21 protein-coding genes are annotated in these 24244 nt (G+C 67.1%); 14 read left to right on the forward strand and 7 right to left on the reverse strand.

Going from position 1 to position 24244, the window contains the following annotated elements; genetic code table 11:
- Positions 1-12: 12 nt before the first annotated feature.
- The 4 genes from Q0D93_RS10315 to Q0D93_RS10330 form a co-directional block, all read right to left on the reverse strand.
- Complete coding sequence (locus tag Q0D93_RS10315) at positions 13-1683, reverse strand: hypothetical protein (RefSeq protein WP_294393655.1); 1671 nt, start codon at positions 1681-1683, stop codon at positions 13-15.
- Positions 1683-2726, reverse strand: a complete 1044-nt coding sequence (locus Q0D93_RS10320) for a glycosyltransferase (protein ID WP_294393797.1) — start codon at positions 2724-2726, stop codon at positions 1683-1685. The genes Q0D93_RS10315 and Q0D93_RS10320 overlap by 1 nt, the downstream gene beginning before the upstream one ends.
- 114 nt (positions 2727-2840) lie before the next feature.
- Positions 2841-5069 carry an AAA family ATPase gene (locus Q0D93_RS10325; RefSeq protein ID WP_294393658.1) on the reverse strand — a complete coding sequence of 743 codons (2229 nt, stop codon included), beginning with the start codon at positions 5067-5069 and terminating at the stop codon, positions 2841-2843.
- A gap of 34 nt (positions 5070-5103) precedes the next feature.
- Positions 5104-6357: an outer membrane beta-barrel protein gene (locus tag Q0D93_RS10330; RefSeq protein ID WP_294393661.1), complete on the reverse strand. Its 1254-nt coding sequence runs from the start codon at positions 6355-6357 to the stop codon at positions 5104-5106.
- Positions 6358-6694: 337 nt separating this feature from the next.
- On the opposite strand from Q0D93_RS10330, the gene Q0D93_RS10335 reads away from it, so the two are divergent.
- The 14 genes from Q0D93_RS10335 to Q0D93_RS10400 all read left to right on the forward strand — a co-directional run bounded on the left by Q0D93_RS10335 (position 6695) and on the right by Q0D93_RS10400 (position 21165).
- Positions 6695-7660, forward strand: coding sequence for a glycosyltransferase (locus tag Q0D93_RS10335; RefSeq protein WP_294393663.1), 966 nt, complete (start codon positions 6695-6697; stop codon positions 7658-7660).
- Between the two features lie 74 nt (positions 7661-7734).
- A complete protein-coding gene (locus Q0D93_RS10340) occupies positions 7735-8832 on the forward strand; it encodes an NAD(P)/FAD-dependent oxidoreductase (RefSeq protein ID WP_294393665.1) in 1098 nt (365 codons plus the stop codon).
- 171 nt (positions 8833-9003) lie between these two features.
- A complete protein-coding gene (gene rfbF / locus Q0D93_RS10345) occupies positions 9004-9768 on the forward strand; it encodes a glucose-1-phosphate cytidylyltransferase (RefSeq protein ID WP_366510274.1) in 765 nt (254 codons plus the stop codon).
- A 52-nt stretch (positions 9769-9820) separates the two neighbouring features.
- A complete protein-coding gene (gene rfbC / locus Q0D93_RS10350; protein WP_294393669.1) occupies positions 9821-10375 on the forward strand; it encodes a dTDP-4-dehydrorhamnose 3,5-epimerase in 555 nt (184 codons plus the stop codon).
- Complete coding sequence (locus Q0D93_RS10355; RefSeq protein ID WP_294393672.1) at positions 10372-11691, forward strand: DUF4910 domain-containing protein; 1320 nt, start codon at positions 10372-10374, stop codon at positions 11689-11691. Before rfbC ends, Q0D93_RS10355 begins: the two co-directional genes overlap by 4 nt.
- A gap of 2 nt (positions 11692-11693) precedes the next feature.
- Positions 11694-12971: a class I SAM-dependent methyltransferase gene (locus Q0D93_RS10360; protein ID WP_294393674.1), complete on the forward strand. Its 1278-nt coding sequence runs from the start codon at positions 11694-11696 to the stop codon at positions 12969-12971.
- A gap of 42 nt (positions 12972-13013) precedes the next feature.
- A complete protein-coding gene (locus Q0D93_RS10365) occupies positions 13014-14108 on the forward strand; it encodes an SDR family oxidoreductase (RefSeq protein WP_294393676.1) in 1095 nt (364 codons plus the stop codon).
- Positions 14105-15424 carry an NAD(P)-binding protein gene (locus tag Q0D93_RS10370; RefSeq protein WP_294393678.1) on the forward strand — a complete coding sequence of 440 codons (1320 nt, stop codon included), beginning with the start codon at positions 14105-14107 and terminating at the stop codon, positions 15422-15424. The genes Q0D93_RS10365 and Q0D93_RS10370 overlap by 4 nt, the downstream gene beginning before the upstream one ends.
- The gene (locus tag Q0D93_RS10375) at positions 15421-16455 is read left to right on the forward strand and encodes a glycosyltransferase (protein WP_294393681.1); all 1035 of its coding nucleotides are present in this window, start codon (positions 15421-15423) and stop codon (positions 16453-16455) included. The genes Q0D93_RS10370 and Q0D93_RS10375 overlap by 4 nt, the downstream gene beginning before the upstream one ends.
- An 82-nt stretch (positions 16456-16537) precedes the next feature.
- The gene (locus tag Q0D93_RS10380; protein WP_294393685.1) at positions 16538-18055 is read left to right on the forward strand and encodes a lipopolysaccharide biosynthesis protein; all 1518 of its coding nucleotides are present in this window, start codon (positions 16538-16540) and stop codon (positions 18053-18055) included.
- A 93-nt stretch (positions 18056-18148) separates the two neighbouring features.
- Complete coding sequence (locus Q0D93_RS10385; protein WP_294393687.1) at positions 18149-18820, forward strand: serine acetyltransferase; 672 nt, start codon at positions 18149-18151, stop codon at positions 18818-18820.
- Positions 18817-19104 (forward strand): acyl carrier protein, encoded by a 288-nt coding sequence (locus tag Q0D93_RS10390; RefSeq protein WP_294393690.1) that lies wholly within the window; start codon positions 18817-18819, stop codon positions 19102-19104. The genes Q0D93_RS10385 and Q0D93_RS10390 overlap by 4 nt, the downstream gene beginning before the upstream one ends.
- Positions 19085-20446: a fatty acid--CoA ligase family protein gene (locus Q0D93_RS10395; RefSeq protein WP_294393694.1), complete on the forward strand. Its 1362-nt coding sequence runs from the start codon at positions 19085-19087 to the stop codon at positions 20444-20446. Before Q0D93_RS10390 ends, Q0D93_RS10395 begins: the two co-directional genes overlap by 20 nt.
- Entirely contained in the window at positions 20443-21165 is a 723-nt protein-coding gene (locus tag Q0D93_RS10400; protein WP_294393696.1) for an SDR family oxidoreductase, read from the forward strand. The genes Q0D93_RS10395 and Q0D93_RS10400 overlap by 4 nt, the downstream gene beginning before the upstream one ends.
- Before the next feature lie 17 nt (positions 21166-21182).
- On the opposite strand, the gene Q0D93_RS10405 is transcribed toward Q0D93_RS10400, so the two are convergent.
- The 3 genes from Q0D93_RS10405 to Q0D93_RS10415 form a co-directional block, all read right to left on the reverse strand.
- Positions 21183-21839 carry a response regulator transcription factor gene (locus Q0D93_RS10405; RefSeq protein WP_294393697.1) on the reverse strand — a complete coding sequence of 219 codons (657 nt, stop codon included), beginning with the start codon at positions 21837-21839 and terminating at the stop codon, positions 21183-21185.
- A gap of 188 nt (positions 21840-22027) precedes the next feature.
- Positions 22028-22738 carry a response regulator transcription factor gene (locus Q0D93_RS10410; RefSeq protein WP_294393698.1) on the reverse strand — a complete coding sequence of 237 codons (711 nt, stop codon included), beginning with the start codon at positions 22736-22738 and terminating at the stop codon, positions 22028-22030.
- Between the two features lie 227 nt (positions 22739-22965).
- Positions 22966-24240 (reverse strand): glycosyltransferase family 4 protein, encoded by a 1275-nt coding sequence (locus Q0D93_RS10415; protein ID WP_294393701.1) that lies wholly within the window; start codon positions 24238-24240, stop codon positions 22966-22968.
- Positions 24241-24244: the final 4 nt, after the last annotated feature.

Raw genomic sequence — 24244 nt, forward strand, 5'->3', positions numbered from 1 at the left:
CAACCGTGCCGTTCACGCGCATGGCGCCGCGGCCCCCTCTCCCGCACCCGGCTTGAGCAGGCGGATACGATAGGTGAGCGCGTCGCCGTCCGCCGTGCCGTGGGGACCGAAGGCGAAGTCCAGCCGGTCGCCCGCCGCCAGCCGGACGGGCAAGGCGGCAATGGCGAGACGGTCGCGCAGTACGGCCGCGCGGAGCGGGCGGCCATTGTGCAAAATCGCCACCGTCACGCCATCCCCGCGCGGTGCCTTGGCGAAGCAGGCGCTGATCGCCGCCGGACCGCTTGCGGCGGCGGTGTAGCGCACGGTTGCGGCAAGCGGGTTGCCGGGGTCGCCGGCCGGCGTGGCGGAGGTTCCGCCGATCGCCAGCGGACGCAGATCGGGATCGCCCCAGTAAGAGCTCCACGTCCAGTCGATCGACCGGAGCGGCAGCATCTCGCCCGAACGGCGGCGTCCATAATAATGCCACGGCGGCGCGCCATATTGATACAGGCTGTCGGCCAGCACCGGGCCGTCGCCCACCACCACCTGGGTCGCGCCGACGACGATCACGGGATCGCTCGACAGGCTGGTGAGCGCGGGAAGCGGACGGCCCTGCGCATCGAAGATCCGCCCCGGCCCCTCGATCCGCACCGCGCGCGGGACACCCCACAGGACATAGCTGTCGCGGCCGAAGCGATAGACATAGACGCTGCGGTCCTGCCCATGCAGCCGCACCGGCCGGCCCTTCGGCAGCAGGTGGCGGTTGACGGCCAGCATCGCCTCCCCCGCCGGCTTGATCCGTGCCTGCGGGGTCATCAGCCCGGTGTTGCGGAAATAGGGTTCGTCGATCAGCGCATACCAGTAGATCGCGGCGAGATCGGGCTCGGCCCCGAGTAGGCACAGCATTCGCACCAGCAGGCTCGCCGCGGCGCGGGGATCATCGACCTCGTCCCCGATCTCGGTCGCCCAGATCGGCTTTACCTGACCATGGCGGCGCATTACCGCCACCAGCCGCGCCAGTTCGTCGTCCAGCCCTTCCGGGTGATCGCGATAGGGATGCACCGCCACCCCGTCGAGATGGGCGAGCGCCCCGTGCGCGAACAGTTCGTCCTCGAACCCGGTGGCAACCATGTTGCTGGACCCGCCCAGGATCCGCACCTCGGGATAGCGCGGCTTCACCAGCTGGCTGACGGTCTTCAGCAGCGACGCATGGACCCGCGCGATGGACACGCCGGGCGGCAGGCGGGGATCGCCGGCATTGATCTCATTGCCGACCTCGATCGCCGCCACGCAATTGGAGCCATAATGGTCGAGAACGGCGCTGAGATAGGCGGCATAGGCCACTTGGGCCGTAGGCGAGTAGACGCTGGCATTGCCATCATAGGCCTGGTGCCGCGGGTCGATCATCAGCAGCAGCTTGACGCCCTGGGCACAGGCACGTGCGACATAAGCGGCGGATGGTCCGGAGAAGTCATACTCGCCGGGCGCATGCTCCACCTTGCCCCAGGGCAAGTCGTCGCGGATGGCGCGCAGCCGCAGACCGCCCAGCCGGTCCATCAGCGACAGCGACCAGCCCTGGTCGAAATGGGTCGCCACCCCGACGCGGAGCGGACCGGATGGCACCGGAGTGGCGGCGGGCAGCGTGCTGCTGCCGCCCAGCAGCACGGGGGCCAGCAGCAGCAACAGGTCCGCCCGCCGGCGCATCAGACACCCGCCAGCGCGGAGCGGATGCCGGCATCGAACCGCTCGGGCGCGAATTGCGCGGCACGCGACACCGCCGCGTCGGGGTCGAAATGGGGCAGCCATTGCTCCATCGCCTCAACTCCCTCGATCAGCCCTTCTGCCGTCTGCGGCGCGAACAGCAGGCCGGTTTCGCCCGGCACCACGCTGTCGCGTGTGCCGCCCCCGGCAAAAGCCAGGACCGGGCGGCCGGCCGCCATCGCCTCCACCGGCACAATCCCGAAATCCTCCTCCGCCGTGAAGATCAGGGCGCGGCAGCGCGCATAGGCCCGGCGCAGTTCGTCGAACGGAAGGCGCGGCACGATGCGGATATTGGGTCCGGCACGCCGGCGTAGCTCCGCCGCCTGCGCGCCCGTGCCGATCATCAGCAGCGGCAGCCCCAGGCGGTTGAATGCATCCACCGTAATGTCCGCGCGCTTGTAGGGCGTCATCTGGCCGACCCACAGATAATGGTCGCCCACGTCCCGCGTCGGTCGAAACAGATCCACGGTCACGGGCGGGTGGACGATGTCGGACTGGCGCGCCCAGACCCGCTGGATGCGCCGCTGGATGAAGGAGGAATTGGCCACGAACCGGTCCACCCGCGCGGCGGAGGACACGTCCCACTGCCGCATCCGGTGAAACGCCCACGGCATGATCAGCCGCGCGGCGGCGCCGGAGGATGCCGCGTAATCATGGTAATGGTCCCACAAATAGCGCATTGGCGAGTGGCAGTAACACAGGTGCAGCGCATCGGGCGCGGCGATCACTCCCTTGGCCGGTCCCGCCTCGCTGCTGATCACCAGGTCGTAGCCGCGCAGGTCGATCTGCTCCAACGCCATCGGCATCAAGGGCAGGTACTTCTGATAATGCCGCGCGGCGCCGGGCAGCTTCTGGATGAAGCTGGTCTTGATCGTGCGTGACCGGATCGTCGCCGACACGGCCGACGGCACATAGACGTGGGTGAAGATGTCGGCATCCGGGAACAGGTGGAGCAGCCGTTCCAGCACGCGCTCGCCCCCGCGCATGCCGACCAGCCAATAATGGATGATCGCCACGCGCTTAGGCACGCCGCGCCTCCACCCGACGGCAGGTGTCGCGCCCGTCACATCGCAAGCCTGTCTGACGCACCAGCCCGAGCCTCACCAGCTGTAGTAGGATTTGTATTTGCGATAGTAGAAACTGGGGTCGCCATGGCCGACGCGGACCTGCTTGCGCATGTCGATCTGGCTCAGCACCATGCCGGCGATCTTGACCCGTCGCGCCGGCAACAGCCGCAATGCCGCCGCCACCGCATGGTCAGGCGTATGGCGCCAGCGGACGGCGAAGATCACCGCATCCGCCAGCGCGGCCAGTACCCGGCTGGTCGCGATCGGCAGCACCGGCGCGGCATCGATGATGATCACGTCGTAACGCTGCCGCACGTCGTCCAGCAAAGCCTGCATCGGAGGCCCCGCCATCAGTTCGCCCACATCCACCGGACGATCGCGGACCGGCAGGATGTCCATCCCCGGCGTGCCGTCCGCGACCAGCGCCTGATCCAGCGCAACATCGCCGTTCAGCACGTCCAGCAGCCCATGCCCGACCGCGTCCGGGATCAGTTTACGACTTATCACCGGCTGCATGTAGTCGGCATCGATCAGCAGGGTCCGCTCGCCCTGCCGTGCCATGGTGCGGGCAAGGCAGATGGAGATGGTGGTCTTGCCCTCACGCGGCAGAGCGGAGGTAACCAGCATCACCTTGGGCGGTACCTCGTTCACCTGATAGAGCGAGGTCAGCAGGCTGCGAAACGCTTCGGCGAAGTTGGACCGGGGCGAGTTGATCACCGCCTCGTCGGCGCCATGGATCGCGCGGTTCTCCTTGGACAGCAGCGGAATGCCGCCCAGGTAAGGGAGCCCGAACTTCTGCTCGACCTCGTTGCCGGTGGTCAGGCCGGAAAACAGCATCTCCGTCAGGAACGCCGCCACCAGCCCCGCGCCCAGCCCCAGCACGCAGCCCAGCAGCATGTTCAGCTTGGGCCGTGGGCTGGTCGGCCCCAACGGGATCGACGCGCGGGAGATGACGCTGGCATCCGGCCGCTCGGTGCCGCCTTCGGCCACCGCTTCCTTGTAGCGGTTGAGGTAGCTTTCGTAGAGCGACTGCGATGCCTGCGCGCGGCGCTGGAGGTCGTCCAGGCCCGTCATCGCCGCGTTGCTCTGCGCCAATGCCGCCCGTGCCTGCGTCAGGCTGGCGGAGATGGAGTGGGAACGCTCGCGCGAGACGTGGGTACGCGCGTCGAGGTTGGAGATGACGCGACCGATCTCCGCTTCGATCTGGCGATTGATGTCCTCCAGTTCGCTGGACGCGCGCAATACTTCGGGGTGGCGCGGGCCATAGCGGCTGCGCAGCGTGGCGAGGCGTCCGCTCACCTCGGCCTGGCGGGCGCGCAGTCCCGACACGACCCCGGATTGCAGCGCCTCGCCGACATCGTCGCCGGTGGATCCCTGCCGCATCTGGTCCTTGGCGGTCTTCAGCCGCGCCAGATCCTCGGAGGTCTGCGCCCGCGCGGCGGAGACGGCCTGGCTGTAGCTGGCAATCTCCTGCTCGGTCAGTGACGCGCCGGACGTGCTGAGCAGGTTGTTGGCGATGCGATATTGCTGCACGCGGGCGGTGTCGGCCTGCGCCTGCGCCCGCAATTCCTCCAGCCGCCCAGCCAGGAATGTGGTGGCGACACTGCCTTGGTCCACTTTCTCCTGAAGCTGCCCTTGCGTATATTGCCGCACATATTCGTTGGCGATGCGGGCGGCGTTGATCGCCGATCCGGTGGTGATCGCCACCTCCATCGCATAGGTCTGGCCGACGCGGGTGACCGACAGCGCATTTTGCAGCAGGTCGATCATCTCCCGGCGCACATCCTCCGGGCTGGGCGGCAGCGGCGGCGCGTCGTCCCTGCCGAGCAGCTTGCGCCACCAGCTTGCCCCTCGCGGTCGTGACCGTAGAGCCGGATTGAAGCTGGGATCCTCCGCCAGCTTCAGCGAACGCGCTACCCGGTCCGCCAGGTTGCGCGACTTCAACACCTCGACCTCCGTATCCGCGCGGTCGGCGGGGCTGGTCACCGGACCCAGCGTGTCCTTGGGCGCGATCTGCTCCTGATGCAGGTTGAGCACGATGGCCGCCATGGCGGTATAAAGCGTGGGCTGACGCGAGGTGAGATAGGCCGCGCCCGCCACCACCAGCGCGAACACCGCCAGAAACAGGCCCAGCCGCCGCCGCAACGTCGTCAGCAAGGCGCGCAGGTCCAGCCGGTCGCCCGCCTCCGGCTCCGCCGTGGCGGACACGCCGCTCGGCAGGCGCAAGCCTTGTGCGCGGATGATGGCGCGATGATGATTCATGGGACGTCCCTGCCCCCGGCCGTGCCGCCGCGCGTCATCGCTGCACCGTCACGCTCAGGCGAATCGCATTGCCGCCATAATCGCGCCCGGCGATACCGGAGCCGCGCTGGCGCCGCCGGTCGTAGCTTGCGCCAAGCTCCACCAAGCGGTTCAACAGGTAGCGCAGGCCCACCCGCGCTTCGATCCGGCGGTCACGCCGGTCCAGGTCGCGATAATCCTCTCTAACGCGGGAAAGCCGCCCATTTACCAACAGGTTGCGCAACAGCTCGTAATCCGCCTCCACGCTGGCCGCATCGGTGACGATGCCCGATGCGGACAGGAACGGGCTCTCCTCGATCGACTTGCGCGCCCGTGCAGTGACGGTCAGCAACGTCGTCGGGTTCCAGGTGAGCGCACCGTCATAGGCGAAGGCGGATGTTCGCCCAAAGGCACCCGATCGGTAGCGGCGGCGCAGATAACCGACGCCCAGTTCGCCCGACATCAGTTCCGTAATCTCGAAGCGGACACCACCCAGCACCGACATTTCGTTGGCGTCGAGCAAGCGGGCGGCCTCGGCCTGATCGTACCGCTCCCGCCGCAAACCGCCTTGTGCGAATACGGTGACGCTCGGCCCCAGCTGATAGCCCAGCCGGCCGGTGAAGACGGTGGAATCATGGTTGCGGTAGCTCTGGTCCAGCAGCGCCGGACCGACGCGGGCGTCCTTGTAGGAATAGGAGTCCCGCGCGCCGCCTGCCTGCAGCAACACCGGTCCAAGCAGCATCCGTGCCGACAGCGTTCCACCGACCCGATCGAACCGCACCGGCTCGCCCCGGGTGAACAGGTCGCCGGGGGTGCCGCGCTGCTCGATCGCGCGGGCGGCGCGAGCCTCGCCCTCTACCTGCATCGCGCGGGTCGCATCCAGCCGACCTGACAGCGTGGCGCCATATTGATTGTTGTTTTCCGTGCGCAGGTCGGGATAGCGCTCGATCAGCGCCTCGGCATCCAGGTTGAGGCGATGGTTGCTCCACTTGGAGCGCACCGCCAGCTTCGGCTGCACCGCCACGATCGGGCTTTTGCGGATGTCGGTCCGCACATTGTAGATATTGTCGTCATAGCCGACGCTGCCGTTCAGCGCGGGATACAGCCGGAATCCGCCGATCGGGATACCCACCGGGCCCAGGCCCGGCCGATCACGGGACAGCACTGCATTCCCCTGCACGGCAGAACTGACTTGCGGACAGGCCGGCTGCGCCACAACCAGCAGGCCCAGCGTGGCGCAGCCCAGGCGTCCGCCATGCCGACCAGGCATCGCACGATGCTTCACGAATGCCCATTCCCCCTAGCGCCTCCGACGCGCGCCTGCCGGATGATTGCCCCCATCCACCAATGCACGCTCAGGATCGGCCAAGATCGGCCCGCACTCCATGCCCCGGAGTGGGTAAAGCCGGCACAAGCGGACTAGTCATCCCGTGCAGGAGATTTACGGCGAGGTCTTGCGCGATGCTGTCGGCCGAAACGGGGATGCAACGCGACCGCAATGCAGGGGCAAGAAGCATGATCCATTTACTTGCGCATATCTCGGCGGCACTGGATGCACGCGCCGGGCTTTTCAGCTTGGCCGGGCCGCGCCAGTCGGGCGGTTTGCGGTGACTGGCGGCCGGCGCGATCCGTGGACGATGCGATTGTTGCGCATCGTCCATGCGATCGGCGACGAAGCTACGCCCCGACTGGCCCGGTTCGTGTTCCGCAACCATCGCGGCCTGCCGCTGCCATGCCCGGTGTCGCGTTGGCAGGACCGGCAGAGGCCCGTCGTGGTCAATCCGGACCTGGCTCCACCCCGCCCGCCCGCGCGGGGCTTTCCCAGGATCATCTTCCAAACGTGGAAGAGCAGGTCCATCATTCCCGACAATTATCGCTACTGGCGGCAGACCTTTGTCGATCGCAACCCGGATCATGCCGTCATCTTGTGGGACGACGACGACAATCGCCGCTTCATCAGCGAACAGTTTCCGTGGTTCCTCAAGACCTATGACGCCTACCCGGCCGAGATCTTTCGCGCCGATGCGGTGCGTTATTTCTTCCTGCTCCATCATGGCGGCCTGTACGCCGACATGGACACGGAATGCCTGCGCCCGGTGGGCGACACGCTCGGGAGCGGCGACGTGGTGCTCTGCCGCATGGGTCGGAACCGCCGTTTCGCCCATTCGGTGCCGAACGCGGTGATGGCATCCCGGCCCGGGCAGATCTTCTGGCTCTACGTCATCCGGCTGATGATGGAGGCGGCCGGCAGCGACGGCGGGCCCGAGGAGATGACCGGTCCCGTGCTGCTCAAGCGCGCCTTTGACGCATTTTCACGCATGGACGGCGCCGCCGCCTGGGCCGCGGTGGAGCCTGTCCGCAGCCGGCTACACCCCGATCAGCGGGCGATGCTGGACCATGGGACGATCACCGTCCTGACCCCTCGCGCCTGGTATCCGCTCGACTGGACCAATCCGGTACACAAGCTGCTGCGCAAGCAGTTGATCCGCAAGCGGCAGTTGCTGTCTTCGGAGGTCGCCCGATCGCTGTTCCCGCGATCGGCGGTGGTGACCTATTGGAGCCACTCCTGGTGACATCGGCGGGGTGAGGCGCGTCGGCGATATGGCCGCGCTCCGTCCATGTCACAGGCGGGCCGGGCATCGTCGCTGTGCATGAGGTCGATGCGATCGTCTGCGGTGCGGGCGTAATCGGCCTGGCCATTGCCCGCGCGCTGGCACAACGGGGTTGCGAGGTCCTGATCCTCGAACGTGAAAGCCAATTCGGCACGCACACCAGTTCGCGCAACAGCGAAGTCGTTCACGCCGGCATCTATTACCGCAGCGGCTCGCTGAAGGCGCGGTCCTGCGTGACCGGCCGTCACCAACTCTATCGTTTCTGCGCGGAGCATGGCGTCCCCCACCGCCGCATCGGCAAGCTGATCGTTGCGACGCATGCCGACGAGCTTGCGGCTCTAGAGGCCATCGTCGATCATGCCCGTGCCGCCGGGGTCGAACTGGTGCAGCTCGGCGCGGCGCAGGCGGAGGCACTTGAGCCCGCGCTCGATTGCGTCGGCGCGCTGCTGTCCGAACAGACCGGCATCATCGACTCGCACGCCTACATGCAGTCGCTGTTGGGCGGTGCGGAGGCGGGCGGCGCCTCCTTGGTCTGCGGCGTGGACATCGAAGCGGTCGAGCGACGCGGCGGAGCATGGACGATCCGGCTGTGTGACGAGCGGGAGCCGGTCGTGGCAGCACCCATGCTGGTCAACGCAGCGGGACTGGGCGCACAGGCGCTCGCCGCCCGGATCGAGGCGTGCGATCCGGCGTCCATCCCGCCGCTCCACCTCGCGCGGGGGCATTACTTCTCCTACGCCGGCAGGGTTCCCTTCTCGCGCCTGATCTATCCGGTGCCGGTGCCGGGCGGATTGGGCACCCACCTGACGCTGGACCTTGCGGGCGGGGCGCGCTTCGGCCCCGATGTGGAGTGGATCGATGCGGTCGATTATGGCGTCGATCCGGGGCGACATGCCGCCTTCGCCGCGGCCGCGCGCCGGGTGTGGCCGGCTCTGGACCCTGCCCGCCTGCGGCCGGGCTTTGCCGGCATCCGCCCGAAGCTGAACGGTCCGGGATCGCCGGAGGCGGACTTCATGGTGCATGGGCCCGAGCATCATGGGCTGGACGGGCTGGTCAACCTGTTCGGGATCGAGTCCCCCGGCCTTACCGCGTCGCTGGCACTGGCCGATCTGGTCTGCGATCAATTGCGTTAATCCGCCCCGCCCCCCTCCAAAGTGGTACGGTATAACCAGAGTTGTTGTGAGCATACAGGCCAGACACCTTTGGTATTATTCAGATTGTTCCCTTGTCCCCATCCGCCACTGGTGAGACCCTGCCAGGGCGATCGGGGGAGACGATCGCAGGGGGACTTCGCCTTGAAGGCAATGATCTTGGCAGGAGGACTCGGCACACGACTGGCCGAGGAGACCTCCATTATTCCAAAGCCGCTGGTCGAGATCGGCAGCGAGCCGATATTGTGGCACATCATGAAGATGCTGCGCTCGCACGGCATCCGTGAGTTCATCGTCTGCTGCGGCTACAAGAGCCTGCTGATCAAGCGGTATTTCGAGGAATATCGCCTGCGCGCGCTGAACGTCACCTACGACCTGGCGACGTCCTCCGCCGAATATCACCAGCCCCATGAGGAGGACTGGCGGGTCACCCTGCTGGATACGGGCCTGAACACCATGACCGGCGGGCGGCTGAAGCGTGCCGCCGGCTTGCTCGATGGCGAGCCGTTCCTGATGACCTATGGCGATGGCGTCGGCAATATCGACATCACCTCGCTCACGGCCTTTCACCGCGCCCATGGCAAGCTGGCGACGGTCACCGCCGTACAGCCGACCGGGCGCTTCGGCGCGATGTACCTGACGGAGGAGGATCCGCACGTCCGCGCCTTCAAGGAAAAGCCGGAGGGCGACGGGACCTGGATCAGCGGCGGCTTCTTCATCCTCCAGCCGCGGGCGCTGGACCTGATCGACGGCGACGACACGGTGTGGGAACACGGGCCGATGAACGCCCTGACCGATGCGGGCGAACTGGTCGCCTATCGCCATCCGGGCTTCTGGCATCCGATGGACACGCTGCGCGACAAGACCGTGCTGAACGACATGTGGAACAAGGGCGCGGCCCCGTGGCGGACATGGTGACGGCGCGCCCGCGCAGCCCGCTTCCCGTTTCGGCGGGAGAACGCGCGTGAGGATGACCCAGATCGCAGGCACGGACGCGCGCCTGATCGAGCTCAAGGTCCATGATGACGAACGCGGGGCTTTCGCGCGGACCTGGTGCACGGAATTGTTCGCGGCGGCCGGCATCCTGTTCACTCCGGTGCAGGGCAACACCTCCCTGACCCGCGCGCGCGGCAGCATCCGCGGCATGCACTTCCAGCGCGCGCCCTGGCGGGATGCCAAGATCGTGCGTTGCAGCCGGGGCCGCATCTGGGACGTGATCGTCGATCTCCGCCCCGGCTCGCCCTGCTACCGGCAGCCGCACGCGCGCATATTGTCGGAGACGGACTGGACGATGCTCTACGTTCCGCCCGGCTTCGCCCACGGTTTCCAGACGTTGAGCGATGACGTGGTGGTCGAATATCTGATGGGCGAACGCTACGTTCCCACCGTCTATGACGGCTTCCGCTACGACGATCCGCATGTCGGGATAGACTGGCCGGAGCCGGTCACCTCCGTGTCGGCGAGCGACCTGGCCTGGCCTGCCTTGGCCGGCAGGGTGCCCGGTTTCCTGGCGGGTGTGCGATGAACCTGGTCGCGCCCGACGCCTTTCGCGCGATCGACCCCGAACCGCCGTTCGACCTGCATACTTTGGTGCGCAAGCTCTACCCCTTGCCGCGCAGCCTGACGGGCGACGGCGTGCGCGAAACCCTGCGTGAGATCGGGCGCCACGTCCGCCTGCGCATCCATGAGGTGCCGAGCGGCACGCCGGTGCTCGACTGGCGGGTGCCGCCCGAATGGACCATGCGCGGCGGATCGATCCGCTCGCTGGATGGCGACACGATCGTCGACTGGGCGGGCAACAACCTGCATGTGATGGGTTACAGCACACCCGTTCACGGCACGGTCACGCGGGAGGATCTGGCCGGCCACATCCACACCTTGCCCGAACAGCCGGACGCGATCCCGTACCGTACCGCCTACCATGCACAAAGCTGGGGCTTCTGCATCCCGGATCGATTGTGGGCGACGATGACCGACGACGCCTATCGCGTCGACATCGACAGCGAACTGGCGCCGGGATCGTTGACCTACGGAGAGCTGTTCATACCCGGCCACGGCGCGGAAGAGGTGGTGGTCAGCGTCCACGTCTGCCATCCCAGCCTCGCCAACGACAATCTGTCGGGCATGGTGGTGGCGGCCGCGCTCGCCGCGCGCCAGGCGGCGGGCCGGCGCAATCGGCTGGGGCTGAGGATCCTGTTCCTGCCGGCGACGATCGGCGCGATCACCTGGCTCGCCCGCAACGAGGACGTGCTGCCGCGTATCCGCCACGGGCTGGTGCTGACCTGCGTGGGCGATCCGGGACCGTTTCACTACAAGAACAGCCGGCGCGGCGCGCCGATCGACCGCGCGGTCGGGCATGTGCTGCGCCATGGGGGCCATCCCCACGCACTGCTGCCCTTCACGCCTTACGGCTATGACGAGCGGCAATTCTGCTCACCCGGCTATGACCTGCCGTTCGGCTGCCTGATGCGCGCGGTCCACGGCACCTTTCCCGAATATCATACGTCGCTGGACGATTGCGACTTCGTGACCCCGGCGGCGCTGGAGCAATCCTATCGGCTGGTCGCCGACGTGATCGACCTTCTGGACGCCGACCGCACATTGGTCCGGATCGACGGGCGGGGCGAGCCCCAGCTGGGACGGCGCGGCCTGTACCGCGCCATTGCGGGTCAGAGCGAGGCCGGCGGCGCGACCCAGATGGACCTGCTGTGGGTACTGAATCTGGCGGATGGACGCCACAGCTTGCTCGACATGGCGGAGCAGGCCGAACGTCCCTTCGCCCACATCAAGGCCGCTGCCGACGTGGCCGAGCAGGCCGGACTTTTGCGGGAGGTTGCGTGATCATGGCCAGTATCCAAATCGTCGCGCCGGGCGGGATGGCGGACGCCTCGGCCCGGCTGTCCGCCTGCCGGTCCTGCGGCAGCGCCGACCTGGTGATGGTGCTCGACCTCGGTCGGCAGCCCATCGCCAATGCCTTGGTCGATCCGGCGGACAAGGATGGCGAGCAGCCGCTGTTTCCGCTCGAACTGATGGTCTGCCGCGCGTGCAGCCTTTGCCAGGTGAGCGAGACGATCCCGCCCGGCACCCTGTTCGGCGGCGACTATCCCTATTTCTCCTCGTTCATCCCAGCCCTGTTGGATCATAGCCGCGCCCATGCCGAGGCACTGATCGCCGAACGCAAGCTGGGCCCCGCCGATCTGGTGGTGGAGGTGGCAAGCAACGACGGTTACCTGCTGCAGGCCTTTCGCGGCTCGGGCGCGCGGGTGCTGGGGATCGATCCGGCCAAGGGCCCGGCGCGGGATGCTATCGCGCGGAGGGTGCCGACGCTGAACGCCTTCTTCAACGCAGATCTCGCGCGCGAGCTGACGGCGCATGGCCACCATGCCTCCGTCATGCTCGCCAACAACGTGCTGGCGCATGTGGAGTCCATCAACGACTTCGTGGAGGGCTTCTCAATCCTGCTCGCCCACGACGGGATTGCGGAGTTCGAGTTTCCCTATGTCCGCGAGTTGATCGACCGCTGCGCATTCGACACGATCTATCACGAGCATGTCTTCTATTACTCGCTGCGGGCGCTGGAGCCGATCTTCGAGCGGCATGGCCTGCACATGAACGATGCCCTGCCGCTGGACATACATGGCGGATCGCTACGGCTGCGGGTCAGCCGCCAGCCGGGCCGTTCGCTTCGCCTGGCGCGCCTCATGGCGGAGGAGCGCACCCGCGGGCTCGACACGTTGGCCGCGTTCGAGGATTTCGGCACCCGCGTCGCTGCGGTGCGCGACGGGCTGCGCGCCATGCTGCACGACATCGTCGCGGCGGGCGGGACAATTGCCGCCTACGGCGCGGCGGCGAAGGGGGCGACCCTGTTGAACTATGCCGACCTGCCCCGGGGCACGATCCGCTATGTGGTGGATCGCAACACCCACAAGGTCGGCAAGCTGATGCCGGGCGTGATGCTGCCGATCCGCGCGGTGGACGCCCTTGCGGACGATCCCGTCACCCACCTGCTGATCCTGCCGTGGAACTTCGCGGACGAGATCGTCCAGCAGCAGCAGGCCTTTGCCGATGGCGGCGGCACGTTCCTGGTCGCCATTCCCTTTCCGCAGGCGCTGCCGGCCTGAACCGCCTGTCGCTCGACCTCCCTCCAACCAAGGTGACTGCCGATGCGCATTCTGATCACCGGAAACATGGGCTATGTGGGGCCCGTCGTCGTCGCCCATCTGCGCCAACGCCTGCCCGATGCCGAGCTGATCGGCTATGATGCGGGCTTCTTCGCCGCCAACCTGATCGGCGGCGGCACGCTGCCCGAGCATGTGCTGGCCCGGCAGGAATTCGGCGACGTGCGCGATCTGCCACCCGCTTTGCTGGCCGGGGTGGATGCGGTGATCCACCTGGCCGCCATCTCCAACGATCCCATGGGCCATCGCTTCGAGCACGCAACGTTGGAGATCAATCAGCAGGCAAGCGTCCGGCTGGCCCGGCTGGCGGCGGACGCGGGCGTATCGCACTTCGTCTTCGCATCGAGTTGCAGCGTCTATGGCTTTGCCGAAAGCGGCGCGCGGCGCGAGGACGACGCGCTCAACCCGCTGACAGCCTATGCCCGCTCCAAGATCGGGACGGAGGAGGAACTGGCGCAACTCGGCGCGGCGGGCGGGATGATCATCACCTGCCTCCGCTTCGCTACCGCCTGCGGCATGTCGCCGCGGCTTCGACTGGACCTGGTCCTCAACGATTTCGTCGCCTCGGCGCTGCTCAATGGCGAGATCAAGGTGCTGAGCGACGGGACGCCGTGGCGGCCGTTGATCGACGTTGCCGACATGGCGCTGGCGATGGAATGGGCCGCAACCCGCCAGCCCGACCAGGGCGGCCCGTTCCTGGTCGTCAATGCCGGCAGCGCGGAGGGCAATCGCCAGGTCAGCACGCTTGCGGAGACCGTTGCGCGGATCGTGTCGCACACCACCGTGTCGATCAATCGCAGCGCACCGCCGGACAGGAGATCCTACAAGGTCGATTTCGGCCTGTATGCCAGGCTGGCGCCCGATCATCAGCCACGGGTGACTTTGGAACAATCGATCCAGCGCCTGCTCCACGGCCTGATCGCGTCGGGTCACACGTCGGAGCCGTTGCTGCGCGCAGGCGCCACCCGGCTCCGCGCGCTGGAGGAGCATCTCGCCAGCGGACGGCTGACGGGGAACCTGCGGTGGAGCCGTGTTCCGCTTGTGGCTGACCCCTTGGCCGGCGCGCAGGTGGCGGCGTGACGGGGGATACTGGCTTCGTCATCCTTGGCAGCGGCATGGCCGGTTTCGGGGCGGCGAACCAGCTGGCCGAATATGGCATCCGCCCGCGCATGTACGATCAGCGTCCCCGTCCCGGCGGGCTGACCTCCAGCTTCGACCATGGTGACGGCTTCGTGTTCGACGAAGGGGTGCACATCTCCTTTACCAAGAGTGACCGGGTAAAGCAGGTCTTCGCATCCTCGGTCGCCGGCAAGTTCGAGACCGGCAAGGTATATTGCAACAATTACTGGAAGGGTCACTGGATCAAGCATCCGGCGCAAGTGAACCTGCACGGTCTGCCGACGCCGCTGGTGGTCGACTGCATCCGCGACTTCGTGGCGGCCAGCCAGATGCAGGAGCCCGCAATCGACAACTACCACGACTGGCTGATCGCCGCCTTCGGCACGACCTTCGCCGAGACCTTTCCCATGGTCTATACGCGCAAATACCATACCACGGATGCGACCAACATGACCACCGACTGGCTCGGCCCACGCCTGTACCGGCCGGAGTTGGGCGAAGTGCTGCGCGGCGCGTTGGAGCATGAACCGCTCGACGTTTTCTATGTGGACGATTTCCGCTATCCCAGCTTCGGCGGGTTCGAAGGCTTCATGCATGGCCTTTTCCCGAAGGCGGACGTGCATTGCGGCCACCGGGTGACGGGGATCGACCCCGCCGCCCGGCGGATCCAATTCGCCACCGGCGCATCGGCGGGCTACGACCAGCTCATCTCCTCGCTGCCGCTGCCGGTGCTGGTGCCGCTGATCAAGGGCGCACCCGCCGATGTCGTGGACGCAGCCGCACGGCTCGCCTGCTCGCAATGCGTGGTGGTGAATATCGGCCTGAACCGCCCGATCGAGAGCAAAGCGCAATGGTCCTATTTCTACGACGAGGATATTCCGTTCGCGCGGGTCAGCTACCGCACCGCTTTGTCGCCTTATTCCGCGCCGCCCGGCTGCGGCGCGATGCAGGCGGAAATCTATTTCAGCGACAAATATCGCCCGCTGGAGGGCACGCCCGACGACTGGATCGATCCGGCGATCGACGCACTGATCCGCTGCGGCCTGATCGGGGATCGATCCGAGATCATCCACCGCAGCGCGATCTGGATCCCGTTCGCCAACGTCATCTTCGATCATGACCGGCGGCCCGCGCTGGAGCTGGTGCAGGCGTTCCTGGAGGATGTCGGCATCGCATCGTGCGGGCGGTTCGGGCAGTGGGGCTATACCTGGACCGACGCGGCGTTCCTCAGCGGGGAGCAGGCCGCGCGGCGATTGGTCAAGGCGATGGCCGCGTGACCAGCAAGACGGCCCGGCCCCAATCCGCTCCGCTGACGGTGGTGGTGACGCCGGTCTATAATGGCGAAGCCTTCCTGCGGGCGGCGATGGAGTCGGTCCAGGCGCAGACTTACCCCAACCTGCTCCACCTGGTGCTCGACAATGCCAGCACGGATCGCACGGCGGATATACTGGGCTCTTATGTCGACCGGGCCGTGCCGGTGATCGTGTATCGCAACCCGGACCTGCTGCCGCTCACCGACAATTGGGACAAAGCCTTTTCGCTTATCCCCGAGGAGGCGGTCTATGCCAAGTTGCTGTGTGCCGACGACATCATGCACCCGGATTGCATCGCCAGGTTCGTCGGGCTGGCGGAGGCGCATCCATCGGTGCAGACCGTGTCGTGCGAGGACGTGCATTGCGACCTGGTCCGCCGCGCCAACATACCAGCCGGGCAGACGATCGTGGACGGTGTCGCCGCCAGCCGCGCCATTCTCGACCGCACCATCTCCTGGTTGCCGTTCCAGCACCTGTTCGTACGCCTGCACCCCGCCGATCGCGCGCGGCCCTTTTTCGGGACGCACGAATATGGCGCCGATCCCTATGCCGTGGTGCGCGCGGCCTTGCGGGGCGATTTCGGCTATCTCCACGAACCGCTGGTCTACAGCCGACGCCATGCCGGCGCCGCGTCCAACAGCCTGATGACGGACGGACGTAGCCCCCTTTATGCTCGCCAGATCAACATGATGCTGCTGACTTATTTCAAGATGATGCTGGTCTTCGGCGAGCGCTGCTGGACCGAGCGCGGCTATGCGCGCGCGGTCACCTTCGCCCGGCGCAACATGGCCCGCAAGGCCCTGCTCTGGCGCCTTCGCCGGTTCGGGATGGCCTATCGCGAGCTTACGTCGGAATTGGCCCGCATCGGGGCACCGCTCCGCGGCGCGGACTATTGCGTCGCGGTCCTCGCCTGGCCGGCTTACGCGATCTGGAAACTGGGCTGGCGCACGCCGATCGGGCCGCAGCTGAGCGAGGCCGCCTTTCTGGTGCTGTAGCCGAAAGGCCTAGTCCGGTTGCGCGGTGGGCCCGTTTCGGCGCCGCCCTTACTCTGCCCGCACATGCAGACAGGGGGCGTGTTTGAAGACGGGGGATGGCGAACGACTGACCCGCCGCACCGCGGCCGGGGCGGGTATCCTGATCGGAACCCGGCTGGTCACGCGCGGGATCGATTTCGTGGCGCTGATCCTGCTCGCGCGGCTGTTGACGCCGGCCGACTTCGGCCTGGTGGCGATCGCCATGACGTTGGTGCTGATCTGCGAGGCGGTGTCCGATCTGCCGATCGCGCAAGCCGTGGTGCGGATGCCGGTGATCGACCAGGACCATCTCGACACCGCCTTCACCGTCAGCGTGATGCGGGGCGGCGCGATCGCGGCCCTGCTGTGCCTCGCCGCGTGGCCGTTCGCGATCCTCTACAACGATGTGCGACTGGTCGGTCTGGTCTCTGCACTGGCGCTGGCGCCCGCCTTGCGCGGCATCTGCAACCCCCGTTTCGCCATCTTCGCGCGCAACCTCGATTTCCGCCGGGAGACTTTGGTGGAGGTCGGCACGAAGCTTTGCTCGCTGACGGTGGCCGCCGGCCTCGCCTGGACGACGCGAAGCTACTGGGCGATCGCAGCCGGAACGATTGCAGGGCCGTTGGCGATGAACCTGATCGCCTATGCGATGGCGCCCTGGTCGCCGCGCTTCACCTTGCGGGAATGGCCGGCTTTCACCCGCTTCCTCGGGTGGGCCAGCGGCGGCCAGGTGCTGAATGCGATCAGCTGGCAGGTCGACCAACTGGCGCTCGGCCGCTTCGTCGCGCGGCAGGAACTTGGCCTTTTCACCATCGCCAGCACCCTCGCTTTTTTGCCGTTCCAGATCGTGATCCAGCAGATTTCCCGTCCGCTGGTGGCCGGCTTCGCCATGGTTCAGGACGATCCGGCACGGCAGGCCAACGCCTATCAGCTGGGAACGGCGACGTTGGTCGCGCTCTGCCTGCCGGTGATCGTGGGAATGAGCATGCTGGCGGGTCCGCTGACCATGCTGGCGCTCGGGCCCCAATGGGGGGAAACCGCGACCGTGCTGCGCTGGCTGGCGCTGGCGACCATTCCGGCGCTGTTCGTGGCTCCGGCGGGCGCGCTGGCCATGGCGATCAACCGCACCGATACCGGCTTTCGCCTGAGCAGCCTGGAATTCGCGGTGCGCCTGCCGCTGACCTGCGCCGCGGCGATGCAGGCGGGCGTCCCTGGCGTGATCGCCGCACGCGCCACCGCCACCCTGCTGATAACGCTTTATGCGATGCGGCTCGTGCGATCGATGATCGGCCTGTCCATGCGGCGGCAAATGTTGGGCTCGTGGCGAGCCATGCTCAGCAGCATCGTCATGGCAGCCGCCCTCCATCCCCTGTGGCCGGCGGGGCCCCTCACCGCGCCGCCGCTGCTGATCGCCGGAGGTTTGATGGCGAGCGCGGCGTGGGGCGCGACCGTCTATGTCTTGTCCATGCTGCTGCTGTGGCGTGCAAGCGGTCGCCCGGCGGGTGCGGAGGCGCGGCTGGTCGCGTTCGGGACGGCAATGGTGGCGCGGCTCGGCCCGCCGCAGGCGCGGCCGTCTGCATGATTACCCCGGATGCGCCAGCTCCTATCCTTCGATCACCGTTGCCGCACCCACCGCGCTCCCGCACTCTGATGGAAACGGCAGGGGGCAAAGCCGATGCTGGTTTCGGACGCGGGACAGCCACCGTCGGCATCCCGCCTTGGCCGGATTGCGGTGCGCCTGGGACGCAACTGGTCACAGGTCGACAATCCGGAGATTGCGCGGGTCGGCCTGATGCGGCTGGTGCGGGAGGACCTTCGCCGTCACGATCTCGGCCTGCGGACGCCGGGCTTCCGGGCGGTTGCGACCTATCGACTGGGCGCATGGGCACGCTCCCGGCGGTCTGCCGTGATCCGCGTGCCGATGCTGCTGCTGCACGGCATCCTGTTCCGCTACGTCCGCAATCATTACGGGATCGAGATCCACAGCAGTGCCCGGATCGGCCGGCGCCTGCTGATCGGGCATCAGCACGGCATCGTGATCCACCGCTTTGCGACGTTCGGCGACGATTGCATCATCCGCCAGGGCGTGACGCTCGGCGAGGCAGGGATCGGTCGCGACAATTTCGCGGCCGGGATCGGCCCCGTGATCGGCGCCAATGTGGATATCGGCGTAGGTGCGATCATCATCGGCAATGTCCGGATCGGTGACCGCGTCAATATCGGTCCCAATGCCGTGGTGATGACGGACGTTCCGGCAGACACCACCGTGCTGGCGCCCATGTCGCGATTGATGCCGCGCGCCGGGGCCGTACGCTCCACACCATCAGTGAAGGAGGACGCCGCATGACCGACATGGCGATCGCGCAGCCCGCCACCGCACCCACGGGGCTGCGAACCACGATCATCGAAACGCTGATCGATGTGGCGGAGGGCATGGGTGCCACCCTGCACCACCCGCTGTCCGACGACATGGTGCTGCTGGAAAGCGGGCTGGACTCGCTCGGCTTCGCCATCCTGGTCGCGCGACTGGAGGAGGAATTGGGATGGGATCCCTTCACCCTGTCCGACTCCCCGTATTACCCCACCCGTCTCGGCGAGTTCGTGGCCTTCTATGAAGCCAACCAGCCTTGATGCCCTGATCCGCCGCGCGCGCGGCGTGGGCGAGGTCGCGGTGCTTGCGCCGGGCGGTGGATGGTCGGCGGACATGCTGGCCGCCGCGGCAGTGGTTGAGCCGCTGGAACGGGCCAAGGCGGCCGGATCGGTCGCGCTCTGCTGCCATGACCCTCTCAGGTTCCTGATCGCGCTGACGGCGCTGGATGGAATTGCCGGGCGATTGCTGCTGCTGCCGGACGACCTTTCCCCCGCAATGGTCAGCGAACTCGCCGCGCGATCGCAGGTGCGGGCCATCCTCACCGACCGGCAGGATCTGGCGGACGGAGAGACGATCCACTGGACCGACCCGATCGACCGCGCTCTTTCCTCAACACCTGCAACCCCGGCCCGGACGGTCGCCACACGATGGATCTTCGCGACATCGGGCACGACCGGATCGCCCAAGCTTGTGGACCATGACTTGTCCGGCCTTTGCACCGGTGTGCGCACGCGGCCGGGCGAAGCATGGCGCTGGGGCCAGATGTACGGACCCGCGCGCTTCGCCGGCGTGCAGGTGATGGTGCAGGCCCTGGCGCAAGGCGTGCTGCTGCTGCCCGATCCGGACTGGCCGCCGGCGCGCAGGTTGGCTTTCCTCAAGGCCGAAGGCTGCACGGCCATGTCCGCCACGCCCACCCTGTGGCGCAAGATCCTGATGACCCCGGCAAGTGACGGGCTGGCCTTGCGCCAGATCACGCTGGGAGGCGAGATTGCCGATGGCGGAGTGCTGGCCGCGTTGCAGCGGCGTTTTCCCGAGGCGCGGATCAGCCATGTCTACGCCTCGACCGAGGCTGGCGCCTCCTTCGCGATCACCGATGGGCTGCCGGGCTTCCCCGCCGCCATGCTCGACCGCCCAGGCGCCGGCCCGGCGCTCAAGCTGGTCGATGGGCGGCTGTTGATCCGCTCGGCACGCGGCCGCCGCACCTATGTCGGCAGCACTGCCGCCTATGCCGACGACGAGGGCTTCGTCGATACGGGCGACATGGTGGAACAGGCCGGCGACCGCTGCCTGTTTCGCGGCCGGGCCAATGGCGCGATCAATGTCGGCGGCGACAAGCTCTACCCGCAGGAGGTGGAGGCGGTGCTGCTGGCGCATCCGGACGTGGCCTTCGCCCGCATCCATGCCCGCAGCAATCCCATCACCGGCCAGATCGTGATCGCGGAGGTGGTGGCGCGGGACGATGCCGCTCATGCCGGCACGCTCACCAGGACGTTGCAGACACACTGCGCGCAGCACCTGCCGCGCTGGAAATGCCCCGCCGCGATCCGGCTGGTGCCGCAGGTGGCCGCCGACGCCAGCGGCAAGATCGGCCGCACTGCATGAAGACGGTGCTGGTCACCGGCGCGACACGGGGGCTGGGGCTGGCGATCACCCGCCGGCTGCTCGACGGCGGCTATCGCGTGATCGCATCGGGCCGCGCGGAGAGCGAGGCACTGACCATGCTCCGCGAGCGCCATGACGGTGCCTTGCTGTTTGAACCGCTGGACCTGATGGATACCGCCGCCATTCCCGCCTTCGCCGCGATGGTGATGAAGGCGCATGGCCCGCTCTACGGCCTGGTCAACAATGCCGCGGCGGGGGTCAGCGGCATATTGGGCACCATGCACCTGAACGACATCGAGCAGGTGATGCGGGTCAATGCGACGTCGCCGATCGTGCTGGCCAAGTATGTCTCGCGGGCAATGGCAGGTGCCGGCGAAGGGCGGATCGTCAACATCAGTTCGATCGTGGCGCGGACCGGCTTTTCGGGCTTGGCCGCTTATGGCGCTTCCAAGGCCGCGATCGAGGGGTTGACCCGGTCGCTGGCGCGCGAGCTGGGCCGGCGTGGCGTAACGGTGAACGCCGTCGCACCCGGCTTCATGAAGACGGAGATGACGGCCGGGCTGCAGGGCGACAGGCTCGAGTCCATCGCCCGCCGAAGCGCGCTGCGCGATCTTGCCACGCCGGAGGATGCAGCGGGTGCGGTAGTCTATCTGCTGGGGCCCGACGCGGCGGCGGTGACGGGCACCATCATGACCGTGGATGCCGGCAGCACGGCCTGACGCCTTGTAGCTCTGGATCAGCCCGCCCGGTTGAGGCCGTGCGCCAGCGCCCACAAGGCCGCCTGCGTGCGATTGGCGACGTTCAGCTTGCGCAGGATCGCCTTCACATGCACCTTCACCGTTGCCTCGGTCACGCCGAGACGGCGCGAGATGACTTTGTTCGCCTCGCCCGCCATCAAGCATTTCAGGATTGCCATCTCGCGGTCGGACAGATCGGCGTCGACCCCGTCCAGTGTCGGCGGCGGCGCTGCCCTGCTGTTGGGTGTGTTCAGCAGATGCTGGAATATGCGCGAAGGCAACACGCGTTCGCCCAGCGCGATCAGCCGGAGCGAGATGGCGAGCTGGTCGCACGACATGTCTTCCAGCAGGATGCCGTCGACCCCATCGCCCAACGCCTCCGCAACCAGGTCCAGCGCCTGGGGGTTGAGCGTCAGCGCCACGCGCGCGTCCGGGAAACTGGCCTTCGCCTCCCGTGCGGTGTCCAGGCTTGCGCGGTCAAGCTCCCCCACCACGACGATGAGGTCGAGTGATCGCGCGACGCCGTCCATGCCGCGCAGGTCGGAAACGCTCGCGCCCGCCGCATCGACCGACAGGCTGCGCGCTTCCAGCACGGCCCGCAGGCTTTCGCGGGCAAGGTCCGTCGGGCAGACGATGCCGATGCTGGTTTGCCGCAATTCCCCCCTCCTCACGGCCTTTTGCGGCCGCTTTGTCTTTGTATGTCCGGATCAAGCCCGATCATGCATGGAAATCGGAGGCACACCATCCGAACTGGCGCCATTATGCTCGGCTTCTGCTCAAGCGGTACCGCCAAGCGGAGCGCGGCCGAACCGTCGGTCCCCTGCTGCGACTTGGGACACCCTTGTCAGTGCGCGGTGTGAACCTCGGCCGTGGTCAGCCCGATCCCGCCCGCCGCATGTCCGTTTGCCGGGTGACAGGCGGTGCCGTTCAGGTGATGCCGGGTCGCCCAGATCGCGGCCTGCGTCCGGTTGGCGAGCTGCAACTTGCGCAGGATCGTCTTCACATGCACCTTGACCGTCGCTTCGGCGATGTTGAGACGGCGGGCTATGACCTTGTTGGCGTCACCATTCACCAGATGCCTGAGGATGTCGATCTCGCGATGCGACAGCCCGGATGCCGGCTGCAGCGGCTCCCGCGGCTCGGCCATGGCGACCGTGCGGTTGCCCACCAGATAGTCGGCCACCTTGCCAGGCAGCACACGCTCGCCCAGAGCGACCAGCCGGAGCGAGCCGGCGAACAGGTCGCACGACGCATCGCTCAGGATCAGTCCGTCGATACCGCTTTCAAACGCCAGCACCATGTCGTCCATGTCGAAATCCAGCGCGGTCAAGACATGGCGAGTCCCGGGACATGCGCGATTGAGCGCGGCACAGGCATCGCGCACGCTGTCATTGGCGCCAAGGCTCATCACCACGACGTGGAGATCGTCCACGTCCTGCTCCGCAAGCTCCGCAGCGGACGAGACCGACACCTCCACCTGGAACTGCCGATCCGACAGGATGTGGCAGATACCCTCACGTACGATTTCGTTCGGAATGACAAGCCCGATTGCCAAGGTCGCATTCATTCCAGTGCCCCCTGTTGGAATGCTTCGATGGGACTTCGGTGCTTGGAACTACCACCTCTTGGTGCGCCCTTGCGTCCTCCGCCCATCCTGAAATGGTCTATATGACTCCACCGGGAGCATAATTATCGCTTAGGTTACTAATTACGCCAAACTCTGGCTTACTACATTCGGTTACAATTAATTTAACAAACCAAGTCGCGGGCAAGGCTTGTTCTTCAACCTATGTTATCGACACCAGCCTTGTAACCGCGCTCCGCCTGAACATTGGCGGCACGCCATCCCCGGACCGTGCCTTGAACAGGGCGGGATCTTTGCTGGGGCAGCCGGGCATCGAGGAATTGTGCGAGATCACCGTAAGCCTGCCCTTCGGCATATAGCCGCTGGAACAACCTCCCGGCGGCATGCTCCACCTGCCGCCGCGCGGATGCGTCGCTCAACAGCCGCACCACCAATGCCGAGAAATGGTCCGGGTCGTCGGCGATCAGCAGCCCGCCGGCGAGATGCGGGCGATCCTCCGGCTCGATCCCCAAGCTGGTAGTGACAAGCGCGCGCCCAAAGGACAGCGCCTCGATCACCTTGGTCTTGACGCCGTTGCTGCCGGATACGAGCGGCGCCACCACCACCTGCGCTGCTGCATATTCGGGCCCCAGATCGTCCACCGCACCGACCGCGACGACACCGTTGGGGAGCGTCGCCAACGCGGTCGCAACGGAGCCGATGATGCGGAAACAGGCTTCCGGCACCACCGCCACGATGGCCGGCCAGCAACGATCCAGGAACCAGCGGAGCGACTGGATATTGCATGCGGTCGCCGCACCCACGAATAGCAGCACCGGATCGGCCCCGTCCCGCCCGCTGCTGCGCGTCGGAAAGCCCATGCCGACGATTGCGGCCCCTCGGCCGGTCGCGCGGGAATAGGCTGCCGCATCGGCCTTGTTGTTGAACGTGACGAGGTCGGCGGGCGCGAGTTCCGCATAACGCCTGCTCAGCAGGTCCTGTTGCAGGCGCGCTTCCCGCTCCAGACCATTGTCCACCTCGACCAGAAATCCGCGCAAGGCCACCAGCGGGATGCCGCGTTTGGCGAGATCGCCGGCAAAGGCGCACGCACCCATGCCCAGCAGGATCGCATCGGGGCGCAGCCGGTCCAGTCGCCGTCGCAGCCAGGCCAGCTCGCCCCGGCCCGGCTCGCCGTCCCCTGCCGCCATGCCGCGCATCCTCCGCGCCGCGTTGCGGACAAGAGCCGGGAGCAGCGAGAGGTAGACACCCCGCCTCAGTCTCAACGACCCGCGCAGCATCCAGCGGTGATGCGCGCCATATGCGCCGCGCAGGCGCACCATCGGATTGGCTCGTCCGCGCGCCGTATCGGTCACGATCGACACCACGTTATGGCCGTGCAACAGCAGATAATGCCGCAGCCGTTCCAGGTACACGCCATCGCCGCCGCAGATGGTGGCGTAGGGGTAGGCTTCCACCAGCGCGATCACTGCCACCGCC

This window comes from uncultured Sphingomonas sp. (assembly GCF_934560975.1).
Lineage (GTDB): Bacteria > Pseudomonadota > Alphaproteobacteria > Sphingomonadales > Sphingomonadaceae > Sphingomonas_I.